This is a genomic window from Alkaliphilus sp. B6464 (assembly GCF_018141165.1).
Taxonomy (GTDB): Bacteria; Bacillota; Clostridia; order Peptostreptococcales; family Natronincolaceae; genus Alkaliphilus_B.
Genome location: NZ_CP058557.1, coordinates 3261751 through 3280785 on the forward strand (window position 1 = coordinate 3261751; position 19035 = coordinate 3280785).

At 33.7% G+C, this 19035-nt stretch carries 15 protein-coding genes and 1 other RNA gene; all 16 read right to left on the reverse strand.

What is annotated here, in order from left to right; all coding sequences use genetic code 11:
• Positions 1-427: 427 nt before the first annotated feature.
• Positions 428-758: a transfer-messenger RNA gene (gene ssrA, locus HYG84_RS16610) on the reverse strand.
• 28 nt (positions 759-786) lie between these two features.
• Positions 787-1254: an SsrA-binding protein SmpB gene (smpB, locus tag HYG84_RS16615; protein ID WP_212379182.1), complete on the reverse strand. Its 468-nt coding sequence runs from the start codon at positions 1252-1254 to the stop codon at positions 787-789.
• Positions 1255-1369: 115 nt separating this feature from the next.
• Positions 1370-3433, reverse strand: coding sequence for a ribonuclease R (gene rnr / locus HYG84_RS16620; protein ID WP_442860815.1), 2064 nt, complete (start codon positions 3431-3433; stop codon positions 1370-1372).
• A gap of 188 nt (positions 3434-3621) precedes the next feature.
• Positions 3622-3924 (reverse strand): DUF1294 domain-containing protein, encoded by a 303-nt coding sequence (locus tag HYG84_RS16625; protein WP_212379186.1) that lies wholly within the window; start codon positions 3922-3924, stop codon positions 3622-3624.
• 138 nt (positions 3925-4062) lie between these two features.
• Positions 4063-6078, reverse strand: coding sequence for a sodium-translocating pyrophosphatase (locus HYG84_RS16630; RefSeq protein ID WP_212379188.1), 2016 nt, complete (start codon positions 6076-6078; stop codon positions 4063-4065).
• 45 nt (positions 6079-6123) lie between these two features.
• Positions 6124-6348 (reverse strand): preprotein translocase subunit SecG, encoded by a 225-nt coding sequence (gene secG / locus HYG84_RS16635; RefSeq protein ID WP_212379190.1) that lies wholly within the window; start codon positions 6346-6348, stop codon positions 6124-6126.
• 224 nt (positions 6349-6572) lie between these two features.
• Positions 6573-7865 carry a phosphopyruvate hydratase gene (gene eno / locus HYG84_RS16640; protein ID WP_212379192.1) on the reverse strand — a complete coding sequence of 431 codons (1293 nt, stop codon included), beginning with the start codon at positions 7863-7865 and terminating at the stop codon, positions 6573-6575.
• A 15-nt stretch (positions 7866-7880) separates the two neighbouring features.
• Entirely contained in the window at positions 7881-9416 is a 1536-nt protein-coding gene (gpmI, locus tag HYG84_RS16645) for a 2,3-bisphosphoglycerate-independent phosphoglycerate mutase (RefSeq protein WP_212379194.1), read from the reverse strand.
• A 14-nt stretch (positions 9417-9430) separates the two neighbouring features.
• A complete protein-coding gene (tpiA, locus tag HYG84_RS16650; RefSeq protein WP_212379196.1) occupies positions 9431-10177 on the reverse strand; it encodes a triose-phosphate isomerase in 747 nt (248 codons plus the stop codon).
• Positions 10178-10192: 15 nt separating this feature from the next.
• The gene (locus tag HYG84_RS16655) at positions 10193-11386 is read right to left on the reverse strand and encodes a phosphoglycerate kinase (protein ID WP_212379198.1); all 1194 of its coding nucleotides are present in this window, start codon (positions 11384-11386) and stop codon (positions 10193-10195) included.
• A gap of 241 nt (positions 11387-11627) precedes the next feature.
• Positions 11628-12638: a type I glyceraldehyde-3-phosphate dehydrogenase gene (gene gap, locus HYG84_RS16660; RefSeq protein WP_212379200.1), complete on the reverse strand. Its 1011-nt coding sequence runs from the start codon at positions 12636-12638 to the stop codon at positions 11628-11630.
• A gap of 22 nt (positions 12639-12660) precedes the next feature.
• Positions 12661-13683: a sugar-binding transcriptional regulator gene (locus tag HYG84_RS16665; RefSeq protein WP_212379202.1), complete on the reverse strand. Its 1023-nt coding sequence runs from the start codon at positions 13681-13683 to the stop codon at positions 12661-12663.
• Positions 13684-13917: 234 nt separating this feature from the next.
• Complete coding sequence (rpoN, locus tag HYG84_RS16670; RefSeq protein WP_212379204.1) at positions 13918-15306, reverse strand: RNA polymerase factor sigma-54; 1389 nt, start codon at positions 15304-15306, stop codon at positions 13918-13920.
• Between the two features lie 142 nt (positions 15307-15448).
• Positions 15449-16396, reverse strand: a complete 948-nt coding sequence (locus tag HYG84_RS16675) for an ABC transporter permease (RefSeq protein WP_212379206.1) — start codon at positions 16394-16396, stop codon at positions 15449-15451.
• Positions 16396-17505, reverse strand: a complete 1110-nt coding sequence (locus tag HYG84_RS16680) for an ABC transporter permease (protein WP_212379207.1) — start codon at positions 17503-17505, stop codon at positions 16396-16398. Before HYG84_RS16680 ends, HYG84_RS16675 begins: the two co-directional genes overlap by 1 nt.
• Entirely contained in the window at positions 17498-19033 is a 1536-nt protein-coding gene (locus HYG84_RS16685) for an ABC transporter ATP-binding protein (RefSeq protein WP_212379209.1), read from the reverse strand. The genes HYG84_RS16680 and HYG84_RS16685 overlap by 8 nt, the downstream gene beginning before the upstream one ends.
• Between the last annotated feature and the right edge of the window lie 2 nt (positions 19034-19035).

Consider the following 19035-nt stretch of genomic DNA (forward strand, 5'->3'; position numbering starts at 1 on the left):
AATTACTTTACTCAAATATTTGATAAAACAAGAACCGCACTGTTTTCACAGTACGGTTCTTGTTTTATTTGGTGGAGGCGAGGGGACACCTTACTCCATTGTTTCCAATGGTGCTGACTATATCTTGAAGTTAAGCAGGCATCCAATTTAAAGTATTTAAATTGTGATGTTCGCTTATGCAGACGATTTATTCGTCTGTATTCTTTTAACTTAACCCCTTTGGCGTGTTATGAAGGATATATTATAGTTTTCATCCTCCATCCTAGTGCTTCATATCCTTTCTTTTAAGGATTTAGAAGTCTATGAGTCGATACAGGGCTTTAGGATTTCTCCTTATACCCCTCGGTATTGCCGTCGTCTTAACGTTACGGTTTCACCGATGTAAGCCAAATTTTCACTTGCAAATCACTTTGCAAGGCGACCCTTTTGAATCGAACCCCTGTCCGAAGGCCCTTTACCACCAGCTTCTACGAGCGTAGTTGTTGTTTTAAATCTCGTCTCCTCTGTCGTCCAACAACATACTACAGATTTGACCAGCCCTAATTATTCATCTTTAAGGTCAAGGCATCCCTTAAGACGTTCCCCGCATAGATGACGTTTCTATCCTAACGGCGGGAGGTTAGGGAGAAACGAGCTGCGCTATTAGGCAGCTAAAGCGTAATTATCGTTTGCGTTTATCTTTAATGCTCAGTTTTTGACGTGCTCCCAAGCAAAACACGGCTCGCTACTAATGACTCCAAACCCCCGTCGAAACCAGTACGCCCCCATAATTATAGTGGAACAAAATTACATTTTTTGTCTTTGACGTAACTCTTTGTCTATTCGACGCTCAGCATCCTTTTTAGCTATATCTTGGCGTTTGTCGTAGTTCTTTTTACCAATACCAATGCCCAGTTCAACCTTTATCAATCCATCCTTCAAATAAAAACTCAAGGGGATTAGGGTATATCCTTTTTGCTGAACATATCCAATAAGCTTTCTGATTTCACTCTTATGAAGTAGAAGTTTTCTTACTCTTAAAGGATCTTTGTTGAATATATTTCCCTTTTCATAGGGACTTATATGAACATTATACAAGAAAACCTCGCTATTTTCAACACGAGCATAGCCATCCTTAATATTAACTTTTCCTTGCCTAATAGACTTTACTTCAGTGCCAACTAAAACAATACCTGTTTCAAAGGTTTCCTCAATAAAGTAATCGTGCCTTGCCTTTTTGTTAGCTGCTATTAGTTTTCTTCCCTTACTAGCCATGCTTTTCACCCTTTATATATTCTTTGCTTCATAAGTGTTACTTATATATTTTATCATTAATATAGTCATTTGTCAATTTAGGCCATATTAATATGAATAATCGGGCATAACCCGATTATTCAGCCAAAGTAAAATCTATTTCTCTTTGTGCTATATCAACCTTACTCACCTTTATTTTTACAACATCGCCCATTCTATATATTTTTTTCCTTCTTTCACCTATTAGCATGTGCTGTTCGCTATCATAAATATAATAATCATCAATTAAATAACTTAACCGAATTAAACCTTCTATTGTATTGTCTAGCTCCACAAACATACCAAAGGAGGTAACTCCTGAAACAATACCTTCATATACCTCGCCGATTTTATCGGCCATGTACTCTGCTTTTTTCAAATCTTCAGTTTCTCTCTCAGCTTCATCCGCAAGTCTTTCTCTTGTTGAAGATTGATCTGCAATATTAGGTACTATTCCACTTAATTGTTCTAATCGCTTATTATTTAGTTTTCCATTAATAGACTCCTTTATAATACGATGTATTTCAAGGTCTGGATATCTTCTAATCGGAGATGTAAAATGACAATAGTACTTTGCGGCTAGTCCAAAGTGCCCTAGGTTATGTCCAGCATACCTAGCCTTTTTAAGAGATCTAAGCATCAAAGTATTTATTAATTTTTCTTCCTTAGTACTTTCTATTTTCTTTAGTAAATCCTGTAGGGTTTTAGGATGAATCTCCGTATTTAATCCCTTTAAATGATAACCAAAATTATGAATAAACTTATTAAACTCTTCAAGCTTTTCTAAACTAGGGTCTTCATGCACACGATAAACAAAAGGAGTATTTTGCCAATAGAAGTACTCTGCCACAGTTTCATTACAAACTAACATAAACTCCTCTATCATACGATTAGCAATACGTCTTTCGTATTTTTTAATTTCAATTGGCTTGCCTTTATCATCTAGAATTACCTTAGATTCTGGAAAATCAAAATCAATTGCACCTCTATTTTCTCTACGGTTTCTTAATATTAAACAAAGGCTCTCCATCATTTTAAACATATCTACTAAATTCGAATACTTTTGTTTTAACTCTTGATCATCTTTTTCTAAAATATCAGAAACATCTTCGTAAACCATTCTTTCGTCTATATTAATAAGACCTTCTACAATTTCGTGGCTAATAACTGTACCTTTATTATCTATTTCCATAAATACAGATAAGGTTAATCTATCTACCCTTGGATTAAGGCTACAAATTCCATTTGATAATTTACGAGGCAACATAGGAATAACTCTATCTACTAAATAGACGCTAGTCCCTCTTTCTAAGGCTTCTTTATCTAGAGCCATTCCTTCTCGCACATAATGGGTTACATCCGCTATATGTACACCTAGTTTATAATTACCATTTGATAGTTGTTCTATAGAAATGGCATCATCTAAGTCTTTTGCATCAGCTCCGTCTATAGTTACCATAGGTATAGATCTTAAATCTTTCCTATTTGCTTTCTCTTCTTCTGGTACTTCCTCTACTACCTTAGCAACCTCAGCCTCCACATCTTGGGGGAAATCTGGAGTCAATCTATACTTTTTCATTATAGAAAGTATATCTGTACCCACATCGTTTTTATGTCCAATTACTTCAATAACTTTTCCTTCTGGATTTCTTCTTGCCTCTGGCCACTTAGTAATTTCGCAAACTACCTTATAGCCTTCTTTTGCACCATTTGTTTCGCTTTTAGGAATAAAAATATCTACATTTATTTTAGGATCATCAGGAACTACGAAACCAAAGTTTCTACTATCCTCGTATACACCAACAACTTCTGTATTGGCTCTTTCTAATATCCTAATTATTTCTCCTTCAGCCTTTCGTGTTTCACTATTTATTACATTCACTCTTGCTACTACTCTATCATTGTTCATAGCACCATTCATAAAGTTAGCAGGCACAAATACATCGGATACTTCAGGTCTATCAGAAATTATAAACCCATATCCCCTTTGGTGTACTTGTAATCTTCCTACAATTAATCCCATTCTCTCTGGAGCACCATAGCGTTTTTTTCTAGTTTTAATAATTAAACCTTCCCTAACCATATCATCTAATAAGCTGGAAAAATCATCACTTTGTTTTCTCTCTATGTCAAAAACATTCCTAAGTTCTTCTTCTAGCATTGGACTATAGGCCGTTTCGTACATAAATTCTAATAGTTTTTCTTTTACTGACAAATTAACCCCTCCTTTTCCTACTAGTATTATTGCCAAATTATATATATTATTAGCTATTAATCATAATTTTATTGTTAAAATGTAAATTTATCATCTAACTAACATCCTAAAAATCTATCTATGCTAGGCTGTTTCTATAAATAGTATATAATTACACGATTTACGATTAAGTTAAATATGTAGATAAGTGGAACTCCTATAGAAAATTTCTTCTTATTTATTTTATGCTTAAATATAATCATACCAATCATAATTCCAACTGAGCCACCAATAAATGAAATAGCCATAAATGTCAATTCTTGTATTCTCCATTTTTCCTTTGAAGCCTTATATTTATCTATACCCATTAATACAAAACCAACCAAACTAATTAACAATATATATATTCCAAAAATTTGCTCGCCTCTAGAATATGATAGCAAAAGCTGATTAATCACACTTTATTCTCCTCTCTTAGCATTCTAATACTATGTAAGTCATAATTATTGAACATATATTAACTTGAATATTTTACCAATATCCTATATCAAGAAAAAAGACTCTCAATCTTTTAGATCAAGAGTCTTGAGCTTATCTTATTTTATCAGGTTCATAATTATTCCTGCACCAAATTTCACAAATAACGGTGCAAATACTACAGAAACAATTGTCATAAGCTTAATTAAAATATTGATTGATGGTCCAGAAGTATCCTTAAATGGATCCCCTACAGTGTCACCAACAACGGCAGCCTTATGAGGTTCACTTCCTTTTCCACCATGATTACCTTCTTCAATGTACTTTTTAGCATTATCCCATGCACCACCTGCATTTGCCATCATAATAGCCATTAATACTCCAGCTACTAATGAACCAGCTAAAAGTCCTCCAACAGCATCTGCTCCTAATAAAACTCCTGTTAAGATTGGGGCGATTACAGCAAGTAAACCAGGTACTATCATTTCTTTTAAAGCAGCAGCAGTACTAATATCAACACAAGTTGCATAGTCTGGCTTTGCTTTTCCTTCCATAATACCAGGAATTTCTTTGAACTGTCTTCTTACTTCTTCTATCATTTGAAATGCTGCTTTTCCTACAGCTTCCATCGTCATGGCAGAGAATAAGAATGGTAGCATACCACCAATTAGCATACCTGCAATTACTGATGGATCCATTAGGTTAATTCCTTGTAATCCAACTGCTTCTGTGTAAGTTGCAAACAATGCTAAGGCAGTTAGTGCAGCAGAACCGATCGCAAAGCCTTTACCTATAGCAGCTGTTGTATTACCTACGGCATCTAGTTTATCTGTAACTGCTCTTACTTCTTTTGGAAGTTCGCACATTTCAGCAATACCACCAGCGTTATCTGCAATTGGACCATAAGCATCAACAGCAATTGTCATACCAGCAGTTGCGAGCATCCCTACAGCAGCTAAAGCTATACCATAAAGTCCTGCAACTCCAAATGCAATTAGAATTCCTGCAGAGATTAAAAGAATAGGAGCAGCAGTTGATGCCATACCTACGGCTAAACCACTGATTATAGTTGTTGCTGGACCTGTCTCAGATTGCTGTGCTATTTTCTTAACAGCACCATAATCTCCAGAAGTATACACCTCTGTAATCTGTCCAATTAAAGTACCTACTACCAAGCCTGTTACTACTGCTAAAAATCCTTTTAAATCTCCTAATAGAGTTTTACTTAGGAAGAAAGCAGCAACTACTGTAATAATACCAGCTACATAAGTACCCATTTTAAGAGCTTGTCCTGGATCAGATTTTTCATCACCTTTAACAAAGAATGTACCAATAATAGATGCAATAATTCCAATTGATGACAAGGCCAATGCAAATACAGCTCCATTTTTACCATAAGCAACTAAACCTAAAGTAATCGCAGAAATAATTGATCCTACATAGGATTCAAATAAGTCTGCCCCCATACCTGCAACGTCTCCTACGTTGTCACCAACGTTATCAGCAATTACTGCTGGATTTCTTGGGTCATCTTCTGGAATACCAGCTTCAACTTTACCAACAAGGTCAGCTCCAACATCGGCAGCCTTTGTATATATACCTCCACCTACACGCCCAAATAGAGCAATAGAAGAAGCACCTAAAGCAAATCCAGTAATAATTCTGGCTGCTTCAATCTCTCCTGCAATCTTAGTGAACACTATGTATAGTGCACCAACTCCTAAAATACCAAGTCCAACAACAGTCATACCCATTACAGCACCACCAGAGAAGGCTACGCTTAACGCTTTATTCATTCCACCTTCTTTAGCTCCATTAGCTGTTCTTACGTTAGCTTTTGTTGCCACTTGCATTCCAATAAATCCTGCTAAAGCTGAGAATAGAGAACCCACTATAAATGAAATAGCTGTTTCCCAATCAATGCCAAATCCTAGTATTACAAACAGTACAACTACAAAAATAGCTAGAGTTTTATACTCCCTTGTTAAGAAAGCCATAGAACCCTCATGAATGTAAGAAGCAATCTCTTTCATTCTATCTGTACCAGGAGATACCTTGTTGATTTTACTAATGAGCATATAAGCAAATATAAGTGCTACTACCCCTACAATAGGTGCTAAAATCGTAAAGTCCATTGATGATAATCCTCCTTCTATTCAGTTTTCTTTTGTTTTATATATCTATTGAATTGCAACCAACGCAATAGCTACAACTATAAATAAAACTGCAGCAATTTTAGTAACCTTAGATAATAAACCATCAAAACCTCTGCTTTGTTTAGCCATCATCTGTGCTCCACCACCAAATGCACTAGAAAGTCCTTCACTTTTACCAGGTTGTAATAAAATACTTCCAATAAGTATAAGACACGCCATTACTTGAATAACCATTAGGAATATTCTCAATTTTCACACCTCCTATATTATAGTTAACATTCATATTGTAACATAGGAAATTGGTAAAATCAATCAAAAAATATTTGTTTCACCCGTTTAAGAAGTGATTCTACAGTTTCCTAAGGTAACCAATAAATGGAAAACAATATAACGAGGATGCTAGCATTCTCGTTATATTGTTGGTGTAATTTTACAACATCATTCTAATTCATTAATTCTTCGCGTATATATTACTATTTTTTTAAGTTGTAGAATACTTCTTCTCCTAAATATTGTGCAGTAAATCCAAGCATATCTTCAATTCTTAATAATTGATTATATTTGGCAACACGGTCTGTACGAGCAGGCGCACCAGTTTTAATTTGACCAGCATTTATAGCTACTGCCACATCTGCTATTGTAGAATCTTCACTTTCTCCTGAACGATGAGAGATTACAGCAGTATATCCAGCTCTCTTAGCCATTTCAATAGCGTCTAATGTTTCTGTTATTGTACCAATTTGGTTTAGTTTTATTAATATTGAATTAGCTGTTCCTGCTTTAATTCCTTTTTTAAGTCTTTCAGTGTTTGTTACAAATAAATCATCTCCAACTATTTGAATCTTTTTACCTAATCTTTCAGTCATTAAATTCCAACCGTCCCAATCTTCTTCACTTAGTCCATCTTCAATTGAAATGATAGGATATTTATTAATTAACTCTTCATAGAAGTCAACCATTTCTGCATAAGTTTTTGTAACACCTTCGCCAGACAATTTATATACTTTTTGATTTTCATCGTATAATTCTGTAGCTGCTACATCTAATGCTAACTTAATATCTTCTCCTGGTGTATATCCTGCCTTTTTAATAGCTTCAACAATTACTTGCAGAGCTTCTTCGTTTGAAGCTAAGTTAGGTGCAAAGCCACCTTCATCACCTACACCAGTAGCTAGACCTTTTTCCTTAAGAACTGATTTTAAATTATGATAAACTTCAACACCCATTCTTACAGCATTTGTAAAGCTTGTAGCACCTACAGGCATTATCATGAACTCTTGAATATCCACGTTATTGTCTGCATGTGCTCCACCATTTAAAATGTTCATCATAGGTACCGGTAATTGTTTTGCATTTACTCCACCCAAATATTGGAATAGAGGTAATCCTAAAGCTTCTGCCGCAGCCTTAGCAACCGACATAGATACTCCTAATATAGCATTGGCACCAAGTTTTCCTTTGTTTGGTGTACCATCTAAATCGATCATAATTTGGTCAATAGCTACTTGGTCTACTGCATCTAACCCAATTATTTCTGGGGCAATAATTTCATTTACATTTTCAACAGCTTTTTGTACTCCTTTACCTAAATATCTTCCTTTATCACCATCCCTAAGTTCTACAGCTTCAAATGCTCCTGTGGAAGCTCCGGAAGGAACTATTGTTCTTCCTACCGCACCACTTTCTAAGTAAACTTCTACTTCAACAGTAGGATTCCCTCTTGAGTCCAATACTTCTCTTGCATAAACATCACTTATAATCGACATATGTAAATCTCCTCTCTATTTTTTAATCAAACTTTCTCCAGTCATTTCCGTTGGCTTTTCTTGATTTAAAAGTTCTAGTAGTGTAGGCGCTATGTCTGAAAGACGTCCATCTTCTTTTAGCTTTATATCTCCTGCCCCAACTATAATTAAAGGAACAGGATTTGTTGTATGAGCTGTTATAGGTGTTCCATTTTTTTCGTTAATCATATCTTCTGAGTTTCCATGGTCTGATGTAATTATGGAGCTACCACCTTTTTCTATAATCCTACTAACAACCTTACCCAAACAACAATCAACAGTTTCTAGTGCTTTTACTACTGCATTTAAATCTCCTGTATGTCCAACCATATCAGGATTTGCATAGTTTACTATTATTAAATCATATTTATCTTCATCGATTTTCTCAATCAGTTTATCTGTTAATTCATAGGCACTCATTTCTGGCTGTAAATCATAAGTAGCTACCTTAGGTGATGGAATAAGTAATCTATCTTCATTTGAATTCGGAGTTTCAACTCCTCCATTAAAGAAGAAAGTTACATGAGCATATTTTTCTGTTTCTGCTATTCTTAGCTGATTAAGTCCTCGCTTACTAATATACTCTCCTAAAGTGTTTGTTAGAATATGTGGTTCGTATGCAACTTTAACTCCTTCAATAGTTTTATCATAAAGAGTCATAGAAACATAATTTAATGGAAAGTAACCATTATTTCTTTCAAAACCATCAAAATCAGTATCAACTAGAGCTCTAGTTATTTGTCTAGCGCGGTCTGGTCTAAAGTTAAAGAATATAACTCCATCTCCTGATTCTAATTTGTCATAGGTTCCGGCTGCATTGGGTATCACAGTAGGCAGAACAAATTCATCATTTTCTCCCAATGAATATGCTATATCCACAGCATTTAAAGGGTTATCAGCGATTCTTCCTTCGCCTAGTACCATAGCATCATAGGCTAACTTAGTTCTATCCCATCTCTTATCTCTATCCATAGCATAGTATCTTCCAGATATTGTAGCTATTCTACCTATTCCTATTTCTTTAGTTTTATCCTCTAAAGCGGAAATAAATTCCATTGCGCTTTTTGGTGGGGTGTCTCTACCATCTAGAAAACAATGTATATACACTTCATTTAAACCTTCTTTTTTTGCCATATCTATCAATGCAAATAAATGCCCAATATGACTATGTACGCCGCCATCAGAAACCAATCCCATTAAATGTAGTTTCTTACCGCTATTTTTTACGGAGGAAATTAGCTCTAGAAATTTAGTGTTCTTATAAAAATTACCTAGTTCAATTTCTCTAGTAATACGGGTAAGTTCTTGATAAACTACTCTGCCAGCTCCAATATTTAGATGACCTACTTCAGAGTTTCCCATTTGTCCTTCTGGTAGTCCTACATCTAATCCACTAGCTGAAATTTGTGTACTAGGATAATTATTTATATAACTATTGTAGTTTGGAAGTTTAGCAGCTTTTACAGCGTTTCCAAATTTACTTTCTCTTATTCCGAAGCCGTCTAAAATAATAAGAGCAACAGGCTTTTTCATATTTATCTTCCTTCCTAGAAATTTACAATTCCTAAAAATTCTTCCGCCTTTAGGCTAGCGCCTCCAACCAAGGCTCCATCAATGTCTGTTTCATTCATAATTTCAGTAGCATTAGAAGATTTAACACTACCACCATATTGAATTCTAACTTCCTCCGAAATCTCTGATCCATATTTTTCTTCAAGTAAAGATCGAATATATGCTATTACTTCATTTGCTTCCTGAGAAGAAGCAGTTTTTCCTGTACCTATGGCCCAAACTGGCTCATATGCAATTACTATATCTTCCATATCTTTATTGTCAATATTTTCAAAAGCAGCTAATGTTTGCATTTTAATAATATCAAATGTTTTGTTATCTTCTCTTTGTTCCAAGGTTTCTCCAACACATACTATTGGATTTAATCCATTTTCAATAGCCTTAATTACCTTTTTATTAACAGTTTCATCTGTTTCATTAAAATATTGTCTTCTTTCAGAGTGACCAATTATTACATAATCAACTCCTACGTCTTTTAACATATTAGCTGAAACTTCCCCTGTAAATGCTCCCTCATCTTCCCAATGCATATTTTGAGCTCCAAGTTTGACTTTTGATCCTGCTAAAGCTTTTTTAACCTCACTAAGTACGGTAAATGGACAGCATACAATTACTTCAACATCAGTTTCGCTTACTTCATCCTTTATTTGATTTACAAGCTCTAATGCTTCATTAGTTATTTTATGCATCTTCCAGTTACCAGCAATAATAGGTTTACGCATATTCTACACCTCACCTTATTTATTTTCTAACACATCTATTCCTGGCAATATTTTGCCTTCTAAAAATTCTAAAGAGGCTCCTCCCCCTGTAGAAATATGTGTCATTTTATCTGCAAACCCTAATTGTTCTACGGCAGCAGCACTATCCCCACCACCAATTATTGTAGTTGCTTTACTATTTGCTAATGCCTTTGCTATTTCCCTAGTTCCTTTAGCAAATGCAGGCATTTCAAATACACCCATAGGTCCGTTCCAAATTACAGTCTTTGCTTCTTTTACTTTCTGGGCAAATAGCTCTCTAGTTTTTTCGCCTATATCTAGGCCCATTGTTTCCCGAGGAATACTATTGCTATTCACAGTCCAATGATCTGCATCGGCAGCAAATTCCTTTGCTACAACTGTATCGATTGGAAGTAGTAACTCTACATTTTTTTCCTTAGCCTTTTCAATTAAATTAGCAGCTAGACTAACCTTATCTTCTTCTAGTAAAGACTGTCCTACTTCGTAGCCTTTAGCCTTAAAGAATGTATAGGCCATTCCTCCACCAATTATTAATGCATCAACCTTATCTATTAAGTTTTCAATAACCCCGATCTTATCTGAAACCTTTGCTCCCCCTAATATTGCAACAAAAGGTCTTTCGGGGGATTCTAATGCTTTGCCTATAAAGCTTACTTCTTTTTCTATTAAATATCCCATAGCTGAAGGTAGGAATTTAGCAATACCAGCAGTTGAAGAGTGTGCCCTATGAGCTGTTCCAAAGGCATCATTAACATATGCATCTCCTAAGGAAGCAAGCTCTTTTGAAAAATCCTCATTATTTTTTTCTTCCTCTTTACGATAACGTACATTTTGAAGTAATAAAATTTCACCTTTTTTTAATTCAGATGCTAAATTTTTAGTTATATTGCCAACTACTGCATCATCAGCAGCAAATTTTACTTCTCTTCCAATTAACTCTGAAATTCTTTTTGCTACAGGTTCCAATGAATATTTAGGATTCGGCTCTCCATTTGGCCTACCTAAATGTGACATTAAAATTACAGCTCCTCCTTTATTTATTATGTACTCTACAGTTGGCATAGCCGCTCTGATTCTTATATCATCTGTAATATTTCCTTCTTTGTCCATTGGTACGTTAAAATCACATCTTACTAGGATTTTTTTACCTTCAACATCTAAATTTTCCACTGTTCTTTTATTAAGCATTTACATCCATACCTCCTTGGAAATAAATAATCCATTAGTATATAACATTAACCTATTAGTATATGTTATTGTTATATATATGTTACCACATTTTTCTGCAAAATTAAATCCTTGAACATAACATTAAATATATTTTTTATAACGCATAGGAAAGTATACATTGCTTTAATGTATACTTTCCATAAGTTACACTATAGTAAAAACTTCTTTAATTTAAACAAGTTTTCAACAGAAGTTTTTCTTATAATCCCTTAGCTACAATATAACTAGTAAGATCTACTACTCTTGCTGAGTATCCCCATTCATTATCATACCAAGCCACTACTTTTACCATAGTACCATCTATTGCCATGGTGCTTAACCCATCTATTATTGTAGAGTGAGGATCCTGCTTATAATCAATAGAAACCAGTGGTTCGTCTGAATAATCTAGTATACCTTTTAGTTCTCTTTCTGCTGATTCCTTAAATACTTTATTTATTTCTTCTTTACTTACTTCCTTCCCTAACTCTAATACTAGATCCACAACTGATACTGTAGGTGTTGGGACCCTCATTGCCATACCACTTAGTTTCCCTTTTAATTGCGGAAGTACTAAAGCAACAGCTTCTGCTGCACCCGTAGTAGTAGGTATAATTGATTCTGCCGCTGCCCTTGCTCTTCTTAAATCATCGTGTGGTAAGTCTAAAATCTTTTGATCATTTGTGTAAGAATGTATAGTAGTCATAAGCCCTTTTTTAATAGTGAAATTTTCATCTAATACCTTTGCTAAAGGTGCTATACAATTAGTCGTACAAGACGCATTAGAAATTACATTGTGCTGTAGCGGGTCATAATCCTTGTCATTTACCCCCATAACTATTGTAATATCTTCATTTTTTGCAGGGGAAGATATTATTACTTTTTTGGCACCCGCAGTAATATGTTTAGAAGCATCCTTTTTACTTCTAAAAATACCAGTCGATTCTATAACAATGTCTACACCTAATTCGCTCCAAGGTAAATTTTCTGGATCTCTTTCTGCAAAAATTCTAATTTCTTTACCATTAACAATTATTGCATCATCTTTATAATCTACTTCTCCATTAAACTTACCAAATAGGCTATCATATTTTAATAAATGAGCTAATGTTTTAGGATCTGTTAAATCGTTAATAGCTACAATGTCCCAATCTCTCTTATTCTCAGATGCTATCTTAAATACATTTCTTCCAATTCTTCCAAAACCATTTATTGCTACTTTAATACTCATAATAAAACCTCCCATATTTTATTTAAAATTTTTCTAATATCATTGTTGCAGCAGCTTCATCAGTTACCAGTATCATAGACTTTTTTAAACTTGTAATTGCTAATATTGCTTCAGCCTTATTTTGTCCACCAGCCACTCCTATTGTGTTGGGAACTCGCTGGAAATCTTTAAGATCAATGCCTATTGTCTTTGTTTCATGTACAATATTACCTTCTTGATTAAAATAGTAGCCAAATGCTTCAGATACTGCATTTGATTCTGCTAGCTTTCCAACTATATCCTTTGGAAGTTCGCGTCTTCTCGCCATTGTATCTGCTCTTCCTATACCAAATACCAACAAATCTACAGATTTTATAGTTTTAATGACCCTTTCAATTTCACGGTCTTGTAAAAGTATTTCCATAGTTTGGTTACTTAATGTATCAGAAGCATGTAATAATTCGTAACTTCCGTTTAATCTACTAGCTATTTCAGCTGCTATAGTATTTGCCTGAGTTTCGACTTGTTTTCCAAGACCACCTCTAGCAGGAACTATTTTTATATTTTGCTTTTTTGTATGCTGTGTTATTCCTTTAGCAACAGCGGCCATAGTAGTACCACCAGTAATACCTACTTTTGTATTGTTAGTTGCAAGCTTTTCAATTAACTTTGCAGTTGCTTTTCCTAGATCATTTAATATAAAGTCATCTTCTTCCACATTACCTGGGACAACTATAACTTTACTTATTCCTAACTTATTTTTTAACCTATCTTGAATTTCTTCAATTCCACGCATAGAGTAAATAAAATCCTTTAGCTCTTCTGCTATAATCTTACCTTCCTCTGTAATTGTCATACCTGCAGCATCTACCTCTACTAACCCTTGATTTTTCAGAACATCTACTTCCGTTCTTATTATCCGTTCACCTACAGAGAGTTTATTTGCCAAATTTCTTCTACCTACTGGTTGCATCAAATATATATTTCGAAGAATATTATATCTTTTCTCTAATATTGGAAAAATCTCTGGTATAATTTTTTTTTGAAGATTAATGATATCTTTCATAATCCACCTTCTTTCACCCCGGGACATTTTTAGCCCCACAAAGACTTGTTACGTCCCTGTTTGATTATATTATACAATATTTAAAAAATACAATCAACTATATGTAGAATAAAAGTTGTATAAAATTAGAAAAATATTCTATCTGGTACATAAAAAAAATCTAGAATAATTAAGCAATCACTATAATATTAGGATTACTTAATTATTCTAGACTTATTTCTAAATCAATAATTTTCAATACCTTTTTCTCTTTGAAGATGCTAATATACCCATCTCATCTCTATACTTTGCTACAGTTCTTCTTGATATATTTATACCTTTAATCTTCAATTTATTAACTACCTTATCATCACTTAAAGGCTTTTTAGGATCTTCTTCATTAATTATATCTTGTATAAAACTCTTTATACTTTCTGATGAAATACCTATACCTTCATTTCCTTCTACTCCACTAGAAAAGAAATATTTTAATTCGAATATACCAAGTGGCGTTTCAATATACTTACCATTGGTAGCCCTACTAACTGTAGACTCATGAACTTCGATTTCATCCGCAATTTCTTTTAGTGTCATAGGTCTTAAATATTTTTTCCCCTTTTCAAAAAAGGCCATCTGTTTTTTTATTATTACTTCTGCAACCTTATAAATAGTTTGCTTTCTTTGCTCAATACTTTTAATTAGCCAAGCTGCAGAATTAAATTGCTCATTTAAAAATTTCACAACATCAGAATTTTCATCACTAGAAGTCATCATTCTTTTATAATCGTCACGAATGGTTAGTCGTGGTCCGTTGTAATCATTAGTTAATATTGTGTACTCGTTTCCTATTTTTTTAACTACAACATCAGGAGTAATGTATCTATTTTGATTGGATGTAAATCTTCTACCTGGTTTCGGTTCTAAGGTTTTTATAAAATCGCAATATTGCTGAATTTGACCAATACTAACTCCTAATTTTTTAGCAATGTAAGGATATTTATTCGAAGCAATTTCAGGTAGATATTCCGCAATAAGTTTATAAATTTTTTCATCTTTTATTTCTAAAGAGCGTAATTGAAGTAATAAACATTCCTCAAGAGTCCTTGCTCCTACACCTGGAGGATCAAAAGTTTGGATTATTTGCAAAATACTTTCGACTATATATTTTTCTTCTTTAAAATAGTCAGCAATTTCTTCAACAGTAGCCATCAAATATCCTCTATCATCTAGACTATTTATTATATACTCCCCTATTACGAAATATTTTCGATCTAATAAAGTTAGATGATATTGAAATAACAGATACTCCTGTAGTGTAGATTCTCTCGAAACAATATTTTCATAGTTAAATTCATTTTCTTCATTATAATAGCTACCTTTTGTATATTCGTAGTTATTGAAGTCTTCAATATATTCCTTCCAATTAATTTCTTTAATTTTATCTTCTTCAGTTTTTCTATCTGATACATCCTGTCTTTCTTTCTCAACATTCGCTTCTAATACAGGGTTTTTTTCTAATTGCTCATTAATATATTTCTCCAGCTCTAAGGAATTAAATTGTAAAATTTGAATAGCCTGTTGCAATTGTGGAGTCATAATCAATTTCTGGGATTGCTCTAGTTGTAAGTTAAAACCCATTCTCATATAGATCACCCTTCTTCAAACTTTGTATAGTGCTATTATACCATTTAACCTGAATTTAATAAAGTATCTACGTGATTTTCTTTGGATTGGCATAAAGATTGCATAATAAAAAGTCCCTATTAAGGGACTTTTTATTATGCATTTATCTTTCACCTTTATCATAGGCTTTACCCGCTGCCTTTGGTCCAACAGATTGTCTACTGAATATTACAAGAGCTACAATTGTCAATAGATAAGGAAGGGCAAAGAAAAATTCGTTTGGTAATTTTTGTAGAAATGAAAAACTATTAGAATATATACTAAATATTCTAGAAAAACCAAAAAACAAACCTGCACCTAGAAGTCCAGCTGGTTTCCATCTACCAAATACTAATGCCGCAAGTGCTATAAACCCTGTACCACTAATACTCATAACAGTATACTGTGTATCTTGAGTTAACACTAGTATTCCTCCACCAAGTCCTGCTAAAGCTCCCGATACAATAACACCGATATATCTCATCTTCTTTACACTAACTCCCATACTGTCTACTGCATGTGGATGCTCTCCGGTTGCTCTTAGTCTTAAACCAAATGGAGTCTTATACAGAATATACCAAGCAGCTAATACCAAAATAAACGCAAGATATACTGTAGGATAAATATTAGTAAAGAAAATATCTCCGATTACTGGTATATCACTTAATACTGGATAGGTAGTTTTTCTAAAACTTCCACTAAATGTTTGTGTTCTTTGTTGTCCAAATATTATCTGTGCTAAGTATATTGTTACACCTGTAGCTAGTAGATTAATTGCTGTTCCAGATATTATTTGGTCTGCATTTAAATTTATACTTAAATATGCATGTATAACTGATATCAAAGCTGCAAAAGCCATACCTACAATAAGAGCTAACCAAGGTGCAAATGGTACTGATCCATGTAAAAAAACAAGTGCTGTAGCTGCTCCAAAACCACCAAACATCATTAATCCTTCAAGGGCAATATTAACTATACCGCTTCGTTCAGAAAACAATCCACCTAAGGAGGTTATAACAATTGGAGTAGAAAAAATAAGTGTTAATACTAACATTGAATAAATAGTTTCCATTATTTTTCAACCTCCTTAACTTTAACTTTTTCTAATGCCATTTTTATACCGTTTCGCATAGCTATAAAAATAACTATAGAAGCTATAATTATAATTGCAATATCTCTAGGAATTCTGTTTATTTGCATAATAGGTTGTGCGGCTTTAAGTGCTCCAAATAGTAACCCACCCAATACTGAACCAAAGGCTGTACTTCCACCAATTAATGCTACAGCTATACCATCAAAACCATAGTTTTCAAAACTACCTAAAACACGTCCATATCCAAATGTTCCTGATACTAAAATTGCTCCTGCAAGACCTGAAAAAGCACCTGCTATAGCCATAGATAAAGCCGCATTTCTTTCAACTTTCATTCCAGCATAGCGAGAAGCAAACGGATTGTATCCAACTGACTTTAATTCATATCCGAATGTTGTTTTCTCTATAATAAACCAAAAAGCTAGAACTGCTAAAATGACAACTATAAATCCATAATGAAGCCTCGAATTATTAGTGAGACCAGCTAAAAGATCACTTTTCAAAAGACTAGCTGCTGGAAGATCCACTGTTCTAGTACTTGTACTACCCGGAAGACTTCTAATAAAATAGTTTGTAGTATAAAGTCCTACATAGTTTAGCATAATAGTTACAACAACTTCACTAACATTAAATTTAGCTTTTAATATACCAGGAATAAAACCCCATAAAGCTCCCGCTAAAGCTCCTGATATTATAACAGCTGGCAAAAGTATTGGCTTTGGTAAATTAACAGTTAAAGCAACATAAGTTGCCATAAAAGCACCAAGCATTACCTGCCCTTCAGCACCTATATTAAATAAACCTGTTCTAAATGCAAAGGCTACAGATAAGCCAGTTAGTATTAAAGGCATTACATATACAAAATATTCTCCTATATATCTGGCATTGAAAGTTTCTTTACCCGTTCCAATATTATTTACATTGATTCCAGTAATTGCTCTTATAAGTGAAATAAATAGATCCTTAGGATTTAAACCAGTAAATAGCATGATTAAAGAACCAACTAAAAAGCCAAGCAAAATAGCAATTATAGGAATAAGGAAACCATGATTTTTTTTATTCGCTATAAAATTTTTAATCTTATTCATCGGAAATAGTGCCTCCTTTTTTAGAACCGGCCATCATTAAGCCAAGCTGATTTTCATCAGTATCATTAGTATTTACAATACCAACAATTTCACCTTCATATATAACTGCTATTTTATCAGAAAGATTTAAAACCTCTTCCATTTCAAGAGACATTAAAAGTACAGCTTTACCTTTATCTCTTTCCTGTACTAAACGATTATGAATATATTCAATAGCTCCTACATCAAGCCCACGGGTTGGTTGAGCAGCAATTAAAAGTTCTGGAGAACGTTCGACCTCTCTTGCAATAATAGCCTTCTGCTGATTTCCTCCAGACATACCTCTAGTTTCAGATAAACTTCCTTTACCACTTCGTACATCAAACTCCTCAATAAGAGTATCAGAATACTTTCTAATCTCGTTAAAATTCAATATTCCATTTTTCGAAAATGGCTCCATAAAATATTTTTGTAGAACCATATTTTCTTCTAATTTAAAATCTAATACTAGTCCATATTTTTGGCGGTCCTCTGGTATATGTCCTATTCCCTTTAATGTTCTATTTCTAGTGCTTTCATTTTCAATAGGCTCACCATTAAGTAAAATAGAACCGCTTTCGATTTTTCTAAGTCCCGTTATAGCTTCTATTAACTCAGATTGTCCATTACCATCTATACCAGCAACACAAAGTATTTCACCTGCATGGACTTTTAAGTTTAAGTTTTTAACAGCATCGAGCTTACGATTATTCTTCACAGTTAAATTTTTAATTTCTAAAACTACATCTTTAGGCTTAGCTGAAGTTTTTTCAACCTCAAAGCTAACTTCTCTACCAACCATCATTTCTGCCATTTGCTCTTCAGTAGTATTTGCAACATCAACAGTTCCAATATATTTACCTCTACGAAGAACTGTACAGCGATTTGCAACTTCTTTAATTTCTTTTAACTTATGTGTAATTAAAATAATTGTCTTACCTTCTTTTATTAATTCTTTCATTATTCTCATTAGTTCTCTAATCTCTTGTGGCGTTAAAACAGCTGTAGGCTCATCGAAAATTAAAATTTCAGCATTTCTATACAGCATCTTTAAAATCTCAACTCTTTGTTGCATTCCTACTGTTATATCTTCAATTTTTGCATTAGGATCAACCATTAAGCCATATTTATCACTAAGTTCTTTTACTTTTTCCGTTGCTTTTTTTACATCTACTCTTCCAAAAGATTTTTTAGGCTCCATTCCAAGAATAATATTTTCTGTTACTGTAAAGTTTTCAACAAGTTTGAAGTGCTGATGCACCATACCTATACCATATTCATTAGCTATATTCGGATCATTTATTAAAACTTCTTTTTCATTTACTTTAATAGTACCTTCGTCCGGCTGATAAAGACCAAACAAAATACTCATTAAGGTTGATTTTCCTGCCCCATTTTCACCTAGAAGTGCATGAATCTCGCCTTTATCAACACATAATGTAACGTTATCATTAGCTTTAATACCAGGGAATTTTTTTGTTATCCCTAACATCTCAATCGCATATGCCATAG